The 18486-nt window shown below is 63.0% G+C and carries 11 protein-coding genes and 4 pseudogenes; 10 read left to right on the top strand and 5 right to left on the bottom strand.

Annotated features, from left to right (window positions below; all coding sequences use genetic code 11):
* Positions 1-58: 58 nt before the first annotated feature.
* Both guaB and CGK93_RS16395 read left to right on the top strand, forming a co-directional pair.
* A pseudogene (gene guaB, locus CGK93_RS16400) lies at positions 59-1569 on the top strand (IMP dehydrogenase).
* Between the two features lie 104 nt (positions 1570-1673).
* Positions 1674-3565: pseudogene (locus tag CGK93_RS16395) on the top strand (ABC transporter ATP-binding protein).
* Between the two features lie 3 nt (positions 3566-3568).
* Here the strand turns inward: CGK93_RS16395 and CGK93_RS23635 are convergent.
* The gene (locus CGK93_RS23635) at positions 3569-3724 is read right to left on the bottom strand and encodes a hypothetical protein (protein ID WP_157731853.1); all 156 of its coding nucleotides are present in this window, start codon (positions 3722-3724) and stop codon (positions 3569-3571) included.
* 107 nt (positions 3725-3831) lie between these two features.
* On the bottom strand, positions 3832-4218 hold the full coding sequence (locus CGK93_RS16390; RefSeq protein WP_089595747.1) for a hypothetical protein: 387 nt from the start codon (positions 4216-4218) through the stop codon (positions 3832-3834).
* A 250-nt stretch (positions 4219-4468) separates the two neighbouring features.
* Here CGK93_RS16390 and CGK93_RS16385 point away from each other — a divergent pair.
* The 7 genes and pseudogenes from CGK93_RS16385 (at position 4469) to CGK93_RS16355 (ending at position 15539) form a co-directional block, all read left to right on the top strand.
* Positions 4469-5603: pseudogene (locus CGK93_RS16385) on the top strand (GuaB3 family IMP dehydrogenase-related protein).
* Between the two features lie 169 nt (positions 5604-5772).
* On the top strand, positions 5773-7527 hold the full coding sequence (locus CGK93_RS16380; RefSeq protein WP_089595746.1) for a glycerol-3-phosphate dehydrogenase/oxidase: 1755 nt from the start codon (positions 5773-5775) through the stop codon (positions 7525-7527).
* Positions 7528-7575: 48 nt separating this feature from the next.
* The gene (locus tag CGK93_RS16375; RefSeq protein WP_089595745.1) at positions 7576-8064 is read left to right on the top strand and encodes a PTS sugar transporter subunit IIA; all 489 of its coding nucleotides are present in this window, start codon (positions 7576-7578) and stop codon (positions 8062-8064) included.
* 58 nt (positions 8065-8122) lie between these two features.
* Positions 8123-8991 (top strand): annotated as a pseudogene (locus CGK93_RS16370) (SURF1 family protein).
* Complete coding sequence (locus tag CGK93_RS16365; protein WP_089595744.1) at positions 8988-9488, top strand: DUF3817 domain-containing protein; 501 nt, start codon at positions 8988-8990, stop codon at positions 9486-9488. Before CGK93_RS16370 ends, CGK93_RS16365 begins: the two are co-directional and overlap by 4 nt.
* A 133-nt stretch (positions 9489-9621) precedes the next feature.
* Positions 9622-11211, top strand: coding sequence for a glutamine-hydrolyzing GMP synthase (guaA, locus tag CGK93_RS16360; protein WP_011775506.1), 1590 nt, complete (start codon positions 9622-9624; stop codon positions 11209-11211).
* Between the two features lie 164 nt (positions 11212-11375).
* A complete protein-coding gene (locus CGK93_RS16355) occupies positions 11376-15539 on the top strand; it encodes an AAA family ATPase (RefSeq protein WP_089595743.1) in 4164 nt (1387 codons plus the stop codon).
* A 26-nt stretch (positions 15540-15565) separates the two neighbouring features.
* Here CGK93_RS16355 and cpaB read toward each other — a convergent pair whose 3' ends face one another.
* The 3 genes from cpaB to CGK93_RS16340 all read right to left on the bottom strand — a co-directional run bounded on the left by cpaB (position 15566) and on the right by CGK93_RS16340 (position 17448).
* Positions 15566-16369, bottom strand: coding sequence for a Flp pilus assembly protein CpaB (gene cpaB / locus CGK93_RS16350; protein ID WP_089595742.1), 804 nt, complete (start codon positions 16367-16369; stop codon positions 15566-15568).
* A 70-nt stretch (positions 16370-16439) separates the two neighbouring features.
* Positions 16440-16703 (bottom strand): FmdB family zinc ribbon protein, encoded by a 264-nt coding sequence (locus CGK93_RS16345; protein WP_089595741.1) that lies wholly within the window; start codon positions 16701-16703, stop codon positions 16440-16442.
* Between the two features lie 136 nt (positions 16704-16839).
* Positions 16840-17448 (bottom strand): 5-formyltetrahydrofolate cyclo-ligase, encoded by a 609-nt coding sequence (locus CGK93_RS16340; RefSeq protein WP_089595740.1) that lies wholly within the window; start codon positions 17446-17448, stop codon positions 16840-16842.
* A gap of 98 nt (positions 17449-17546) precedes the next feature.
* Here CGK93_RS16340 and galU point away from each other — a divergent pair, with 98 nt between their 5' ends.
* A complete protein-coding gene (galU, locus tag CGK93_RS16335) occupies positions 17547-18482 on the top strand; it encodes a UTP--glucose-1-phosphate uridylyltransferase GalU (RefSeq protein WP_198318245.1) in 936 nt (311 codons plus the stop codon).
* Positions 18483-18486: the final 4 nt, after the last annotated feature.

Genomic DNA, 18486 nt, shown 5'->3' with positions numbered 1-18486 from the left:
TCATCAGTTGCAACCCCTACCAGTTAAGCCCCAGAACCCAGGTAAGAGGCGCACACTCATGACCCAGCCCGAACACAATCCCTTTGGCTTTATTGGCCTGACGTACGACGACGTCCTGTTGCTCCCGGGCCACACGGACGTCATTCCGTCCGACGCCGACACGTCCTCCCGCATCTCCAAGCGGATCTCCGTGCAGACGCCGCTGCTGTCTGCAGCGATGGACACTGTAACTGAGTCCCGCATGGCCATCGCCATGGCACGCCAGGGCGGTTTGGGCGTTGTCCACCGCAACCTGTCCATCGACGACCAAGCCGAGCACGTGGACCGTGTCAAGCGCAGCGAATCGGGCATGATCACCAACCCGCTGACCATCGGCCCCCAGGCAACGCTGGAAGAACTCGACGAGCTGTGTTCCCGCTACCGCGTTTCCGGCCTTCCCGTGGTGGATACCGACGGACGCCTGCTGGGCATCGTGACCAACCGCGACACCCGCTTCATTCCGGAATCGGAATTCCCGCTGCGCAGCGTCAGCGACACCATGACCAAAATGCCGCTCATCACCGGGCATGTGGGCATCAGCCGCGAAGAAGCCTCGCACAAGCTGGCTACCAACAAGATTGAGAAACTGCCCCTCGTTGACGAGCAGGGACGCCTCAAGGGCCTCATCACCACCAAGGACTTCACCAAGGCAGAGCAGTACCCGCTGGCCACCAAGGACGACGAAGGCCGCCTGCGCGTGGGTGCCGCCATCGGCTTCTTCGGCGATGGCTGGGAGCGCGCCATGAAGTTGATCGACGCCGGCGTGGATGCGCTGTTCGTGGACACCGCCAACGGCCACTCCCAAGGCGTTCTGGACATGATCCGCCGCCTCAAGTCAGACCCGATTGCTGCCCACGTGGACATCATCGGCGGTCAGGCTGCCACCCGTGAAGGTGCCCAGGCATTGATCGACGCCGGCGCCGATGGCATCAAGGTAGGCGTGGGCCCGGGCTCCATCTGCACCACCCGCGTTGTTGCCGGTGTCGGTGTTCCGCAGATCACCGCCATCTACGAATCCGCCAAGGCCGCCATCCCGGCAGGCGTTCCGCTGATTGCCGACGGCGGCCTGCAGTACTCGGGCGATATCGGCAAGGCACTGGTTGCCGGTGCCGACACCGTGATGCTCGGCTCCCTGCTGGCTGGCTGCGAGGAATCCCCAGGCGATCTCATCTTCGTCAACGGCAAGCAGTTCAAGAGCTACCGCGGCATGGGTTCCCTGGGTGCCATGCAGTCCCGTGGCAAGAACACGTCCTACTCCAAGGACCGCTACTTCCAGGCTGACGTCTCCGGCGATGACAAGCTCATCCCTGAAGGCATCGAAGGCCGGGTGGCGTTCCGCGGACCGTTGGCTTCTGTGGCCTACCAGTTGGTGGGCGGCCTCCGCCAGACCATGTTCTACACTGGCGCGCCCACCATCCCGAGCTGAAGGCCCGTGGCAAGTTTGTCCGGATCACGCCGGCAGGCTTGAAGGAGTCGCACCCCCACGACATCCAGATGACGGTGGAAGCACCCAACTACGGCTCACGCTGATCCATCACCTGTATTAACATCTGTTCCCCGCGGAGGCATCTCTGCGGGGAACAGTTGCTTAACCGCCCGGCAGAAATGTCGGCCCATGAGAATAGGCTGGGGTCATGTCTGAAAAGCCCGCGCAACCGCGGCATCCGGAGTCCATCCGGCTGAACCCAGCCCAACCGGGTAAGACGCCGCCCCGAAAGTTGGCGCTGCGGCCGTACGCGCGCGCCGTCGGGCAGGTCCTGAAGGTGAGCTTCAAAGCATCGCCCGTCGCGGTGATCATGAAAGTGCTTGGCTCGCTGATCTCAGCCACGCTTCCGTTGGTCACCACCTACTTTGCGGCCCTGACCACCACCGCCTTGGCGGCCGGGTACGCGGGAGATCCGAACGCCGGTCCGCAGGCAATCCTGTACGTCATCATCACCGCGGCGCTGGGGTTGTTCTGGGGTGCCTTCAGCAGTGTTGACCGCTACATCCAACAGCTCATGAGCTTCAAGGTGGGCGCGATTGTGGGTGACATGATGTACCAGCGATTCCTGGCGCTGGAGTTCTGGCGTTATGACGACAAAGAAACGGTGGACCTGTACGACCGCGCCAAGCGGTTCTCGGATAGCTACGCCCGGGTGCTGGACAGGATCGCCGCAATCTTCACCCAGTTGGTGTCCGTGATCCTCGCCATCGGGGCGTTGGTCTTGGTCAGTTGGTGGATCGCCGTCATTGTCCTGGTGGCGATCGTGCCCAGTGTGTACCTGCAGTTCAAGCTGTCCCGCGAGCAAATCGCGCATTGGAACACACAAGTGGATTCGCGCCGCCAACGCCGAATGATTGAACAGAACCTCCTGAGGCCCCAACATATAGCCGAGATGCGTCTCTACGGAATCGTGGGCTACCTCATGGACCTCCGGTCACGGCTCCGGGATGTTGACGAACGGCGGCGCCTGGATTTCCAGAAGCGGTACATTCCCAAACAGCTGGCTGCTGACTCACTGCAGTACGGCGCCGAGGTGGTGTCCTTGATTTGGGTCGTTGGGCAGATCATCGCCAGGGCACAGCCCGTAGGTCAGTTCCTCTACGTGCAGCAGATCGTCAGCCGGGCCCTGTCCACGGCCAATAGCCTCGTATCTTCCCTGAGCTCCATTGACGAGGACCTTGCCAACCTCAAGGACTATGAGCTGTTCATGGCCCTGCCCGTTCCCAGTGGCAACGAAAAGCCGCTGGTTTCGTCGCCCGGAACGGTGGAGCTGCGGGACATCCGGTTCAGCTACACCGGAAGTGACATCGAAGTCATCAAGGGAATTTCCATGACCATCCAGGCCGGCCAGCACATTGCGATTGTTGGCGAGAACGGGGCAGGAAAATCCACGCTGATCCGTATCCTGGCGGGCTTGTACCGTCCCGATTCGGGCCAAGTGCTGCTCGACGGCGTTGATCTGGCGGGGATTGATGTCACCAGCTGGCACCGGTACCTGGCCGTGCTGAGCCAGGAGTTCCTGAAGTACGAGTTCGCGACCGCCGCGGAGAACATCTACCTCGGGGATGTGGACCAGCCACGCAATGACGACCGCATCCGGCGGGCAGCCTCGGACGCCGAAGCCATGGAGTTCATCAACAAACTGCCCAATGGGTTGGAAAACCATGTGAGCAACTGGATGGAGGACCCCGCGGGCGCAAGGGCAGTGGCCTGTCCGGGGGCCAATGGCAACGTCTTGCCATGGCCCGCAACTTCTATCGCGACGCCTCGTTCATGGTCATGGATGAACCTACCTCGGCCATCGACGCTTTGGCCGAGCACCGCATCTTCACGCGGCTCTTCGCTGACAGGAGCAGCACCATCATCGCCATCAGCCACCGCCTTGCCACCATCGAGAAGGCAGACATCGTGTACATGCTGGAAGACGGCCGGATTGCGGAGCAGGGGACCCACAAGGAATTGGTGGCCCTGAGGGGTCGCTACTTCCGGATGTTCGAATCCCAGCTCTCCGCGGACGAAACCAGCCAGAACACGCCCTGAGACTTAGAGCGGCCCGTATCCGGCATCGCCATAAGGGTCACGCCAGGTGGCGAGGTCCTGTTCCAGGAGCGCCCTGAAGTGAGGATCATTCGCAGCCTTGCGACGAAGCGATTCACGGGAATGGCCCACAATGGTTGCCGGGATGACGATCGCGGCCACCAGAAGGCAGATGAGGAATGCAAGAACGGTGGCCAGCGTCTGCAGGAGTGCTGGATCCTCCCAGGCCGTTGGTTTCGCCGTGAGGGCGAACAGCCCTATGAAGGCGATCAGGATAAACCCAACGAATGAAAGCGCCCCCGCAAGCTCCCGGGCCCACGATTCACGATCGTCCGGGCTGTTCGCGGCAACCGGTCCCGCACCCGTCCGTAGAAGATGCAGCAGAGCAGGGCGATTGCCGCACCGGGAAGGCTGAGGGAGGGAACAGGCGCGAACGTGCCGAGCCGAATGGCGAGGAGGGCTCCGAGCAGGACCAGGACTGCGCCGATCCCGATTCCGGCAGCCCAGGCGCCCATAAAGGAGCCGCGCGCGTTGGCGATTTCCCGCAGGCGGGAGCGTGCACTCGTCGGGGTAATGGCGGAGAGCTCCGTGGAAAGCCAGTAGTCCAAGGGGTGGGCAGAGTGGGAAAGCGGACTGGGCCCTGTCTGGTAGCTCACCAGGGGTACTGCTCCAAGCCTGCGCGGCCAAGGAAGCAGAGGGCAATGAGCTCATGTTCGGTAGTGGGTAAGGCTTGGATTTCTTCGTTCCGTGCGGTCATTTCTGCCTTCTCTTTGCGGTTCTGCGTCCAGTCTACGAAGTGGCGGGAGCACGGGAGCCATCCCTGGAGTACTTTCGCACGTTGTGTGAAGTGGTCACTTTATTTGTGTCGAATCGGGGTTCCGGGAGGGGTCCAGTAAAGTAAGAGCCGTGACTTATGAGATAGAGATTGGCCGTGGCAAGCGTGGGCGTCGTGCCTACTCCCTGGATGACATCGCGATCGTCCCGAACCGCCGGACGCGCGACCCGAAGGACGTCTCTGTCTCCTGGCAGATCGACGCCTACAAGTTCGACACCCGGTGATCGCTGCCCCCATGGACTCCGTGATGTCCCCTGACACGGCAATCGCTTTTGGCCGCCTCGGCGGTCTCGGTGTCCTGGACCTCGAAGGTCTCTGGACCCGTTATGAGGACCCGCAGAAGGTGCTGGACGAAATTGCCGCCCTGGCCAATGAGACCAGCAGCACCGCCGTTACCCGCCGCATGCAGGACCTGTACCAGGCACCCATCCAGCCGGAACTCATCAGTTCCCGCCTCGCGGAAATCCGTGCCGCGGGCGTCACTGTCGCCGGCTCCTTGACCCCGCAGCGCACCCAGGAACACTACAAGACTGTGGTGGCTGCCGGCGTCGACATCTTTGTGATCCGTGGAACCACGGTCTCAGCTGAGCACGTCTCCAAGAACCACGAGCCCTGAACCTCAAGCAGTTCATCTACGAACTCGACGTCCCAGTGATCGTTGGTGGCGCAGCCGGATACACTCCTGCCCTGCACCTCATGCGTACCGGTGCGGCTGGCGTCCTGGTGGGCTTCGGCGGCGGCGCTACCACCACCACCCGCCGCGCCCTGGGCATCCACTCGCCCATGGCCTCGGCGATTTCCGATGTCGCTGCGGCGCGCCGCGACTACATGGACGAGTCGGGCGGCCGGTACGTCCACGTCATTGCCGACGGCGGCATGGGCAGCTCGGGCGACATCGTCAAGGCCATCGCCATGGGCGCCGACGCCGTCATGCTCGGCAGTGCCCTGGCCCGCGCGGAAGAGGCGCCCGGCCGCGGCTGGCACTGGGGTCCGGAAGCACACCACTTGGAATCACCCCGTGGCGACCGCGTCAACGTGGGAACTGTCGGTCCACTGGAAGAAGTCCTTTTCGGACCCGGTCACCACACCGATGGCACGTCCAACCTCATCGGTGCGCTGCGTCGTTCCATGGCAACCACCGGTTACTCGGACCTCAAGGAGTTCCAGCGGGTCGACGTCGTTGTGTCGCCTTACGCAGGCAACTGACAACTGCCCTGAAAGCCCCTGTTGCTGCCGGTTCCTGTCGGCGCCAGCAGGGGCTTTCATCGTTTGGGGTCACTTCCCGCTTCATGGCTGCCCGCCTTTGCCCTGCCCAATGCGGCGGGCAGCAAGTAGGGTAGGGGACTACCAGCTGTTGCGTTCGAGGAGGGGTCCGATGAGCAATGTCGCAGGCGGTCCACAGGCGGGTTATCCGGGGGCCTTGAGCCCGGAAGCCCGTGCCGCATCGATCGAAGTCCTGAAAGCTACGGCCGAGGCCGGCAAGGAGCTTGACATCCTGATCGTTGGTGGCGGCGTGGTGGGGGCCGGAGCCGCCCTGGATGCCGTGACCCGCGGCCTCACCGTAGCCATTGTGGAGGCCCGGGACTGGGCGTCCGGTACCTCATCCAGGTCCTCCAAGCTCATCCACGGAGGTCTTCGATACCTGGAAATGCTTGATTTCGGCCTCGTCCAGGAGGCTCTGCAAGAACGGGGACTGCTGATCCAGCAGATCGCCCCCCACCTGGTCCGCCCCGTGCCCTTCCTGTATCCACTGACGCGCAGGTTCTGGGAACGTCCCTACGTTGGTGCCGGAATCATGCTTTACGACACGTTGGGCCTGACCTCCGGACACAGCCGTGGCGTCCCCATGCACAAGCACCTCTTCAAGCGCGGAACCCTGCGCGCGGCTCCCAGCCTGAAGGATGACGCGTTTGTAGGCTCCATCCGCTACTACGACGCACAAGTGGACGATGCCCGTCTGGTGGTCAACGTGGTCAGGACCGCGGCCCATTACGGCGCCCATGCCGCCAACCGGCTTCGGGTGGTGGACTTCCTTCGCGAGGGTGAACGTGTGGTGGGGGCAAAGCTTGAGAACCAGGAGGACGGCAGCGTTTTCCAGGTCCGGGCCAAGCAAGTGGTCAACGCAACGGGAGTCTGGACGGACGAAACGCAGGCCATGGTGACGGATCGCGGCCAACTCAAAGTCCGCGCCTCCAAAGGCATTCACTTGGTGGTGCCGCGCGACCGCTTCCAATCAACAGTGGGCCTGATCCTCCGTACGGAAAAATCGGTGCTTTTTGTGATCCCTTGGGGGCGTCACTGGATCATCGGCACCACAGATACCGACTGGACGCTGGACAAGGCGCATCCGGCTGCTTCCAGCAAGGACATCGATTACGTCCTGGAGCACGTCAACAAAGTCCTCAAGCGTCCCCTGACCCGTGAGGACGTGGAAGGAGTTTACGCTGGCCTCCGGCCTTTGCTGGCCGGCGAGAACGACTCCACGGCCAAGCTCTCGCGCGAGCATGTGGTGGCACATCCCGTTCCCGGTCTTGTGGTGGTTGCCGGCGGCAAATACACCACTTACCGGGTCATGGCCAAGGACGCCGTGGACGAGGCCACCAGGGCCATGGACGAGCGTGTTCCCTCCAGCTGCACCGAGACCATTCCGCTCCTGGGAGCCGAAGGGTTCAAAGCTGCCTGGAACCGGCGCGGGCGTTCTGCGGAAGAAGCCGGCGTCCACGTCGCCCGGGTTGAGCACCTGCTGAACCGCTACGGGTCCATGACTCCCGAAGTGCTGGAACTGATCTCCAAGCGACCGGAACTGGGGGAGCCACTGCCCGGTGCCGATGACTACCTCGCCGCGGAAGTCGTCTACGCCACAACCCACGAGGGAGCACGCCATGTCCATGACGTTTTGACGCGTCGAACCCGGATCTCGATCGAATCGTGGGACCGGGGTGTGGCAGCCCTCCCGGTAGTAGCTAAGCTGATGGGAGAAATCCTTGGCTGGAGCGAGAATCAGCGCGAAAGCGAGATCAAGCACTACCTGGCACGCGTAGAAGCTGAACGGCTCAGTCAGCAGCAGCCTGACGACGAATCGGCAGATGCCGCGCGCATGGGAGTGGATGACATCGTTCCCCTTCGCTGACCGGCTCAGGAAAATGCGGCCGGAAGGCCACACTGGAGGGAACACGACTTGGCTGAACCACTTGACCGGTATGACGCGGAACTGACCACCCCGGACACCGTCATCCTTGAACTCGTCGCCGAGGACAAGATCGACGCCGCTGCCCAACTGGCCCATAAGCTCCACGCTGCCGGCAGGATCAGCAACCTTGAAGGGTTCCTGGAACAGGTGCACTCCCGTGAGCACCAGTTGGCCACAGGACTTCCCGGCGGCATCGGCCTGCCGCATGCGCGCAGTGAATACGTGGACAGGATTTCCATCGCGGTGGGTGTGACCAAGTTCGGCCACGCCCTGGACTTCGGGGCAACCGACGGCCCGGCGACGTTGATCCTCCTCATCGCCACTCCTGCCAGTTCCTTCTCCGACCACCTTGAGGTTCTGGCTACCCTGGCGCGTTCATTGTCCAAGGAGTCCTTCCGTGAGTCCCTCCGGCGGGCCCACGATCCCGAGGTCATCTCCGAGCTCATCAACTCCAGCCTGGTGTTCTTCGACCACTAGCGACTGGGCAGCCTAAGCCGTTTCGTTGTTCTACAGCCGGACGAAGTACGGTTAAGGGGTGTTGAAAACCGCGCTGAAACCCCGCTGGATCGCAGGACTGGTCTTTGCGCTTCTGTTATCCGGGGTGTTTGTGCTGCTCAGCCAGTGGCAGCTCAGCCGGTCCGCCCAGCACGAGCCCCGGCGCCGTCCAGCATCGAAGCAGTCAAACCGCTGGTGGATGTCCTCAAACCCGGCCAGTTCTTCCCCGGTTCGGTCTCGGACCAGATGGTCACCGCCACCGGATCCTACGATCCCGGCAAGCAGGTTCTTGTAGAGGGTCGCCTTTACAACAACCAAAAGGGCTTCTGGATCGTCTCGGCCTTTGCGGTCAACAACGCTCCCACGCTGAGCGGCGTTGCAGCCTCGCCCCAAACGTGGATCCCTGTGGCGCGCGGCTGGGTGGCAGATGCCGCCCAAGCCGGCCCGCCGCCGTCGGGCGCCATCACCTTGACTGGTCGCCTTATTCCTTCTGAAGCGCCCGTTCCAAACGTCGACGCCGGTCCAGGCCGTGCGTCCGCTGTTTCTGCCGCGGAGCTCATCAACATGTGGGAAGTGTCCAGCTACCCGGGTTTTGTCGCCGCGACGTCGGAAGTCTCCGGCGGCGTGGCCATTCCCCTTGGCGATGACGTCAAGGCCCTCAACATCCCGCCCCAGCCGCCTGCAGAGCAGATCAACTGGCTGAACCTGTTCTACGCAGTGGAATGGGTTGTCTTCGCCGGGTTCTCGATCTTCATCTGGTGGCGTCTGGTCAAGGACGACTACCGTCGCGACCTCGAAGAGGATGATGACGAGGATGAATACGGGGAGGACGACGAGGTGGAGCCTGCCAAACCCGTGGATGCCAAAGAAACTACAAACCCAGAGCCAGAACAAAAGGTGCAGCAATGATTGAGCCAAAACCGGCCATCCAGCCCGAGCAATCCGGATCCAAGCCCAAGAAGCGCCGGTTCGGCGGAACCGAAGCCCAGATCCGTTCGGCGTTGAAGTTCTATAAAGTCATGGCGTACCTGACCGGCGCCATGCTGCTCCTGCTGTGTGCGGAACTGATCGCACGCTACGGGTTTGGAGTCTCGCTCTTCGCCGGTGGCACGAACGCCGTCACCGGCCAGCCCTTCGGCTTCGGTTTCGCTGAGTCGGATCCCAAAGGCGTGATCGGCGGGTTCAACATCTCCACGTCCGTGCTGATCGTGCACGGTTGGATGTACGTGGTGTACCTGGTCTCCAACTTCCGCCTGTGGTCGCTTATGCGCTGGCCGTTCTCCAAGATGGTCCTCCTGGCGCTGGGTGGCGTCATTCCGTTGCTGTCGTTCATCGTGGAGAAGAAATTCCACGCGCAGGTGGAAGCGGAACTGGCTGCCAACCCGCAGGCTTCCAAGCGCTACTAGGACCGCCCACAGCGTCCCGCTGCAAGCTATGCGGCGGGAGGCATTGTGAGATCCCTAACGACGGGGGCCGTTTTGGCCTCTGGCCGCCCTCGTCAACGTGCACCGGGGCGGCCCGGCAAAGTAGTCTTGTCTGGTGACTACTCCCACCGCACCCCAAACTTCCCAGAAGCCGGTGCTGGTTGTTGACTACGGTGCCCAGTACGCGCAGCTGATTGCCCGCCGCGTCCGCGAAGCGAATGTGTATTCGGAAATTGTTCCGCATACCTTCACCACCGAGCAGCTTCTGGCCAAGAACCCGGCAGCCATCATCCTCTCCGGAGGACCCTCCAGCGTATACGCAGAGGGAGCCCCGAGCGTCGGCGCTGATCTCTTTGAAGCCGGGGTGCCTGTATTTGGCATTTGCTACGGCTTCCAGGCGATGGCCAATGCGTTGGGTGGCAAGGTGGCCCAGACGGGTCTCCGCGAGTACGGCGCCACTGAAGCCCTTGTTGTCGGCGATGCCCGGTCCATCCTGGACGGCGTCCCCTCCTCGCAGAACACCTGGATGAGCCACGGCGACTCCGTTCACGAGGCCCCTGAAGGTTTCGAAGTCCTCGCCTCCACGGCCGGTGCGCCGGTGGCTGCCTTTGCCAACGACGAGAAGCGCCTCTACGGTGTCCAGTGGCACCCCGAGGTCAAGCATTCCGTCCACGGCCAGCACGTCCTGGAGAACTTCCTGTTCAAGGGTGCGGGCCTGAGCCCCAACTGGACTACGGGCAATATCCTCGAAGAGCAGGTGGACCGGATCCGTCAGCAGATCGGGGACTCCAAGGTCATCTGTGGCCTCTCCGGCGGCGTTGACTCCGCTGTAGCTGCGGCTTTGGTCCAGCGCGCTGTTGGCGACCAGTTGACCTGTGTTTTCGTTGACCACGGCCTCCTGCGTGAAGGCGAAGCCGAACAGGTTGAGCGCGACTTCGTGGCAGCCACAGGCGTCAACCTCTACGTAGCCAATGAGCAGGAACGCTTCCAGTCAGCATTGGCCGGCGTCAGCGATCCCGAAACCAAGCGCAAGATCATTGGCCGCGAATTCATTCGTGCCTTCGAGGAAGCGGAGCGGGCCATCATCGCCCAGGCTGCTGCTGAAGGCGAGAAGATCAAGTTCCTGGTTCAGGGAACCCTGTACCCGGACGTCGTCGAATCAGGTGGCGGCGAAGGTGCTGCCAACATCAAGAGCCACCACAACGTGGGCGGGCTTCCCGAGGACCTGCAGTTCGAGCTCGTTGAGCCGCTGCGGGCACTGTTCAAGGACGAAGTACGCGCCGTCGGTGCCCAGCTTGGGCTGCCGCAGGAAATCGTCGGCCGCCAGCCGTTCCCTGGCCCCGGCCTGGGAATCCGCATCGTGGGCGAAGTGACCAAGGAACGCCTGGACCTGCTGCGCAAGGCGGATGCCATTGCCCGTGCGGAGCTCACGGCTGCCGGGTTGGATAACGACGTCTGGCAGATGCCGGTAGTCCTCCTGGCCGATGTCCGCAGCGTTGGTGTCCAGGGTGATGGCCGTACCTACGGCCACCCGATCGTGCTGCGTCCGGTGTCCTCCGAAGACGCCATGACGGCGGACTGGTCGCGGTTGCCTTACGACCTCCTTGCCCGGATCTCCAACCGCATTACCAACGAGGTCGACGGCGTGAACCGCGTGGTGCTGGACGTCACCAGCAAGCCACCGGGAACCATCGAGTGGGAATAGCATTCTGAGTGGCCGGCTTCCTCTGGGAGGCCGGCCACTGTGCTTGGACCCTCCGGGTGCCGCGGCCTGCGAAATCGGCAGGCACCTGTGAAATGACGGCGAATTTCGCGTCGGAACAGCGTTGCGGAGCGGACTGCCAAGGTATTCCCGCTACCCTCGAAGGTATGCCGGTATGGTCCAAGGCGTCTAAAGCTAGTACAGAAAAGAAGGCAGAAGTCGTGTCATTAGGTCAAGGCCAGGAAGAGGGCTCTGAAGAGCTCCGCAAATGGCTGTCTGGTCTTAAACCCGTCACCGGGGCGGACACGATGCTGCGTTTCGTCAAGACGCCCGAAGGCGCCATCGATCTGAGCAACGCGCACCCCTCGGGGTTGGCGCAGTTGCTGGCAGGTCGCAGAACACGCCTGTCCACGTTGATCCGGGACCGGCAGCAATACTTGGTTGCGGCCCGTGCCGCCCGCAACATCAGGTCCAAGATCTTCGAGCTGAGCAATGATCGCGGCATAGAGGCCGGATACTTGTCCGCGGGCACCGTGGTGTGGACCTCCGCCGTGGGCGGAAAACCGCAACGTGTCTCGGCGCCTGTGATGCTCGCTTCCATCATCCTGACCATCAGGCCGGGCGAAGACGACTTTGAACTCCAGCTCACCGAGCAGGCACGGATGAACCCTGCCCTGGTGCGCCACCTCAAGTCAGTCCACGGCATCGTCTTTGACGTCAACGCCGTAGCGCGCATGGCCTACAACACGGCCCGGTTCGATCCCCAGCCAGTGCTTGACCGACTGGCCACGCTCGTCCAGCCGATTCATGGCGCCGAGGTGGATTTCAACTTATTGGTCACCACCCTGGCTGACCTTTCGGGAAACCTTGATGATCCCTGGATCAACATGAACAACCCCACCGTGGCGGCGCTTGCTGTTGCGGCAAACGGTGGTGACATTGAGCCTGAGCCCATCAAGGCGGGCCGGTTCCCGAGCCTTGACCTTCGTGATCCCGCAGATGAGCTCCTCCTGCTGGACGCCGACACCGACCAGCAGTACGTGGTGGATGCCGTCCGGGCCGGAGATTCCCTGGTGGTGAGCACTCCGCCGGGAAGTGGACAAACGCAAACGGCCATCAACGCGATCGGTGCGCTGGTCAGCGAAGGCAAATCCGTGCTGGTGGTAGGTGACAGGCAGTCCAGCCTGGCAGGACTTTCCGCCCACCTGGAATCGCTCGGCCTCGACTCCATGCTGTTCCGCCCGGGTAACGGGACCACGCCGCAGCAGCTCAAAGGCCAGTTGGTCCGCGCGATCATGCGCAACGAGAAAGCGCTTGAGCCTCAACTGGGCAACTTGCACCAGACGCTCACCGGACACCGCCACGCCCTGATGGACCATGTAGCCTCGCTGCACAACGTCCGTGAACGGTGGGGTTGCTCGCCATACCAGGCCATGCAGTCGCTGGCAGAGCTGACGTCCATCCACCCCGCGCCGTCCACAACGGTCCGTCTGAAGCGCAGCGTCCTGGACAACATCAAGGACCGGGAGGAACTGGCCGGCCGCCTGCGCCGGGCTGCGGAGCTTGGCAGCTTCAGCAGGGCGTCCACTTCCAGCCCCTGGTATGGAGCGCGACTCGTGACGCGCAAGGAGACCGAGGAAGCCCAACAACTCGCCCGTCTGGCCGAGGAGAAGCTTCCCGTCCTGCGGGACCGGATGAAGCAGGTGTCCGATCACGCTGAAATCCGGCTGGGGGATACCTTCACTGAATGGGGAGCGCAGCTCGAACTGCTCATTGCCGTCCGGGAGAGCCTGGATAAGTTCACCCCGGACATCTTCGACCGGCCGGTGCACGACCTCATTTCCGCCACCGCCAGCTCCGCTTGGCGCCGTGAGCGCAACTTGGAGATGCCCTCCATGCAGCGTTCCCGCCTGCGCCGCGTAGCCAAGGAATATGTGCGGCCCGGAGTCCACATCGCCGACCTCCACAGCTCCCTCGTCCTGGTTCAGGAGCAGCGGGCTCTGTGGGCCGGATACGCTACCACCCAGCGCCACCCGGCTGTGCCTTCCGGGCTCGCCGACCTTGGAGCGCTGTACCGGGAGTTGGATGGCGAACTGCACCGCCTTGGTGCTGCCCTTAAGCACACCAGCGCTGGTGGCTCCTTGCACGGGACGCCGTACTTGGAACTGATGGAGCGGCTGGAACGGCTTGTTGCTGACACGGCAACATTGGAGACACTTCCCGAGCGCACTCTCCTGATAGAGGAAATGCGCGAACACGGCCTCGGAGAGTTGCTGTCCGATCTGGCTGCCCGCGAAGTACCTGCCGGCTCCGTGGCTGCCGAATTGGATCTGGCGTGGTGGCAATCCGCTTTGGAAGCCATGATCAGCGGCGACGACTACCTGGCGATGTCCGATGGCGATTCGCTGCGCCGCCTGGAAGCCGAATACCGGCTTGCTGACCAGGCCCACATCGCCAGTGGCGCCGCGCGTCTCCGGTGGCAGTTGGCCCAGAAATGGCGCCAGGGGCTGCTTGAGCACCCCCGGCAGGCGGAGTTGCTGCGTGCCTTGCTGAAGGATGGCCGGGTCACTTTGCCGGCGCTGAGCGCCCAGGCACCGGAACTCGTGCCACTCCTGGTGCCCGTTTGGTCGGTCAGCCCCTACCTCTTGACCGGTGTTCTTCCGGCCGAGCAAAAGTTTGACGCCGTGGTGGTCATAGACGCTGAATCCACCTCGCTGCAGGCCGTACTTCCTGCCATCGCCCGGGCGAAGCAGGTGGTGGCCTTCGGTGATGCGAAGATTGCCCATGCACGAACTTTCAGCGTTGCTGTGGAACCGCCGGTAGCCGGTGTTGCCAATCACGAAAATGTGGACAGCGCCTTCAAGGCGCTGGCCAGGGTACTTCCGACCTGGCAACTGAATTGGGTCTACCGCGCCGTAGACGAGGATTTGATCCTTCAGTTGAGCAAGAATTACTACGACGGAGGCCTGCGCCGCCTTCCTGACGGAAACTCTGTCACGGGACTGGACCGATCCATCCTGGTGGAGTACATTCCCGATGGCACCGGGCTTCCGGGGGCTGACCATGAGGGCGTGGAGTCCGTCACTGCCGAGGTTAATCGTGTGGTGGACCTTGTATTCGAACACGCCAGGCTGCGGCCCCGTACATCCCTGGCGGTAGTAACGGCCAGCTTGCGCCATGCCGCCCGCATCGGCGAGGCCATCAGGCTTCAACTGCCCAACCACCCCCTGCTGTCCACGTTCTTTGGTGCTGGTCCCGAGTCCTTCCGTGTGGTGGATCTGGAGCGAGCACAGGGCTTGGTACGGGACCACGTGATCTTTTCGCTTGGCTACGGCCGCACGCCACACGGCCGGGCACTTCATTCGTTCGGTCCGCTGTCCACTGAGGGTGGCCGGAACCGTTTCGCCTTGGCCATGACCCGCGCACGGCGTTCCATGCACGTCCTGAGCTGTTTCCGTCCCGAGGACCTTGACCTCGATCGGCTGGCTCATGGTGCGGTGGACTTCTACGAACTGCTCGACCGCGAGCTCTCCGGAAACAGCAACCTCGGGACACCCGCGTCCCGTGCTGTTGCCAGTGAGCAGGCGCTCGGTGAGGACCCCTTGGTCGCTGACCTCGGAGAACGCCTGAGGGCCCGGGGAGCCCGGGTCTGGCATCTCTACGATGGCGTTCTGGATATCGCAGCCGCGGCGGATCCCGTCCACACGATCGGCCGGGAGGGAGCAGAGATTCCCACCCCCGTCGCGATCGAATCCGATGGCACTGAACGCTACCGGCGGATGAGCGTCCGGGAACGCAGCCGGCTGCGTCCGCAGCTGCTGGAGCGCATGGGGTGGCGCTACATGTCCCTGTGGACCATTGAGGTCTTCACTGATCCTTCGTCCTGCGCGGATCGCATCGGCTCCTACCTTGGGCTGGAGAACCACATTCCGCGGTCGACGTCGCCTGAGCATGGCTTCCTGGACATGGACGTTGAACAATTGAGTGTGGACAAGGGGCAGCAAACGTTCGCTCCAAGTCCGGCACGGCAGGCACCTGGCCAGCCTGACGAAGCTGCCGGTGATGCAGACAGCGAAGAAGAGAACGGGAAAGAAGTACCACTGATGGAAGAAGCAACCGGTCCTGAAGACGGGTCCGTGACGGAATCCGCCGAGCCCGGCGCCGACACCACTGAAGAAACCCCGGACGCCACCGCCGCCGCAGCCAAACCAGGCGTGAGTGGCATTCTGCCCACCAAAGCAGCTGAAGACGATCCCCGGCGCTGGGGCGATGAGTCCGGTTACGACCATGAGCAGTGGCTTAAGGAACAAAAGCCGCCGCACTGGGGCTGACCGCCCACCACCACCTGAACCGCCCATCACGGGTTGACCAAAACAAAGAAAAGCTTGCCCTGCGTTGATGCGCCGGCAAGCTTTTCTGCTTGCTGTGGATCCGCAGCAACCACCACCAAGCCTTCGGTGTCGCTGGTGCCCAGCCATTCGCCTGCCTTGCCTCCGTGGGCTGAGGTCCAGAGCACGGGGACGGGACCGGCGAGTACTTGGGTTTCCCTGGATTCGTCATAGGATCCGGCTGCCGTGAGGACCACCGTGACCAACTGGCCAGGGGAGAGGAGCTGGATGGACGACGGGTCGGCCATCCGCAGGGGAACGGCTGCGGTACCCACGGGTGACCCCGTGAGAAGCCCGGGACCCAGGAGGCTGGCCTCAGTGGGGATCTGCCCTCGGCTCAAGGGCGCGGCCAACTGTCGGCCGGTGAGGGCCCCGCCATCTAAGAGGGCTCCGGTGACGGCGAGGTCCTGGGGCACTCCCACACGGGTGAAATCGGCTTCTGTGAGAGTGGTTCCCGTTGGCAGGTCACGGGCGGCCACCATAACGCTGATCCGCGACTCCGACGCCGGAGTCAGCTGTTGGACGGCGATGCCGGCGGCCAGGCACAGCAGGAGGGCAACAGTGAGACGGCGGTTCCGGGCGATCCAGGAGCCGATCCTCCGCCTTCTGCCATGAGGTGCGGAATGGTCCAGCGGCCGGGAAAAGCTTGCAGCATTGTTGCGCCGCCGGGACGACCGGCCTCGGGCACCAGACGGAACCGGGGGCCAAGGGCCGGCAGGCGACGCTGAACTCCTGGCGCGGGCAAGAAGGACGCTTCGAGACTGTTGTGGCATGCCGCCACGTTAGCCAGCCGGACGGGCCGCATAACAGCGGCCAGATGCGCTATGTGGAAAAGTGGAGAAGTTAGCTGGCCGCAGCTGCCGGTGCCGGTGCGGGTGCGGGAGCAGACGACGCGGTAGCAGGGGCAGCTGAAACGGTGCTGCCCTTGGCATCACGGGAATCAGTCCGGTAGAAACCCGAGCCCTTGAAGACGACGCCGACGCTGTTGAACTTCTTGCGAAGGGCGCCCTTGCACTCGGGGCACTCCGTCAGGGAGCTGTCAGAGAAGGACTGGACGATGTCAAAGGCATGGTCACAGTCTTTGCAGGCGTATGCGTATGTGGGCACTGAGTTCCTCCTTCAGGACAAAGGTCAGGTCCTGTGCAGCAACGGCGGAGATTTCGCTTCGCATTAGCAGTCGCAGGGCCTGAGTGCCAATTCTATCATCGGTCCACTGTGCATGCGCCAGTGGATGTGCCGGACCTCACTGGCCTCTGTCGTCGAGGCGGACCACGCCGGAAGGAGTCAGCACTTCCCGTACGGGGCGGTCGAATGCTTCGGCGGGAATCGAACCTGAAGGCAACAGGTCGTCGTCGTACACCACCGCAATGGTGGGCGGCCGCCGGCCGGAACCGTCGAGCCCATGGAGGAGCCGGTCGTAGTAACCGCCCCCCTGGCCGATCCGGTTGCCATCCCTGTCCACCGCCGTGGCGGGCATGAAGATCCCCGCGGCTCCGGCCACCACCTGGCTTTCCAGGCGTTCGCCCTCGGGTTCGTCGATAGGGGCATAGGAGGAGCGGACGAAAACTGTCGACGGGGTCCAATAGACCCAGCTCAACTGCCGGCCGGGCTCGCACACGGGAAGGAGGATCCTGTGTCCGGCCTCGTGCAGGGAATGGATGAGCGGCATGGTGGGTGGCTCAAACGCGACGCCTACATAGACGGCAAAAGTGGCCGCCGTGCCGGAGGAGGCTGCAGCCGCCCATGCCGTGCCATGCTGCGCGATGGACGCGCCGGCAGCAGCGATCTGTTCGGGGGAGAGGGTGCGCCTTTGGAGGCGGCGGCTGCTGCGGATGTCTTCCTTCGATGCCATGGGTGTCCGATCGTGAGGTTCGTCTGATGCCGGTGCGGTGACAGAAGCTGCCGTCCAGTCCACAGAAATGTTGTCCCGGCGCGGCGAGGGTTTAGCCGATGATGTATTCCTTCCGTTACATTAGTCCGGTGACTCTCGATAACAATGCTGTCCGTAAGGCCGTCATCCCCGCAGCGGGTCTTGGTACCCGTTTCCTGCCTGCAACAAAGGCGATGCCGAAGGAAATGCTGCCCGTGGTTGACAAGCCAGCCATCCAGTACGTCGTCGAAGAGGCGGTCAAGGTTGGCCTGCACGACGTCCTGATGATCACGGGGCGCAGCAAGCGCGCCCTGGAGGATCATTTCGACCGTGTGCCGGCGCTGGAAGCGACGCTGGCCGAAAAGGGCGATACCGCCAAGCTTGAGGCCATCCAATCCGCCACCAACCTCGGTGACATCCACTACGTCCGCCAAGGCGACCCCAACGGCCTGGGCCACGCTGTCCTTCGTGCGAAGCAGCACGTCGGGCACGAGCCTTTTGCCGTACTCCTCGGCGACGACCTGATCGACGCCCGCGATAACCTCCTGAGCGACATGATCGCCGTCCAGCAGAAGACTGGCGGTTCCGTGGTTGCCTTGATCGAGGTGGAGCCCTCCAAGATCAGCGCCTATGGTTGCGCCGACGTCGAGGAGATCGGTGAAGACGGCTACGTCCGCATCAAGCAGCTCGTGGAAAAGCCTTCTCCGGAAGAAGCGCCGTCCAACCTTGCCGTGATCGGCCGCTACGTGCTGCATCCGGCAGTGTTCGATGTTCTTGAAAAGACTGAGCCGGGCCGTGGTGGCGAGATCCAGCTGACCGACGCCCTCGAGGTATTGGCAGCCGGCGAAGGTGAAGGCTACGGCGTGTATGGCGTTGTTTTCCGGGGCCGTCGCTACGACACCGGTGACAAACTCAGCTACCTCAAGGCCTGCATCGAGTTGGCCTGCGAACGCGAGGACCTCGGTCCTGAACTGCGTGAGTGGCTGCCGACCTTCACTGCCTCGCTTCCCAAGTAACCTC

Origin of the sequence: Arthrobacter sp. YN, assembly GCF_002224285.1 — a bacterium.
Lineage (GTDB): Bacteria > Actinomycetota > Actinomycetes > Actinomycetales > Micrococcaceae > Arthrobacter.
The sequence above is the reverse complement of the archived record's forward strand: the minus strand, read 5'-3'. Positions and strand labels throughout refer to the sequence as shown.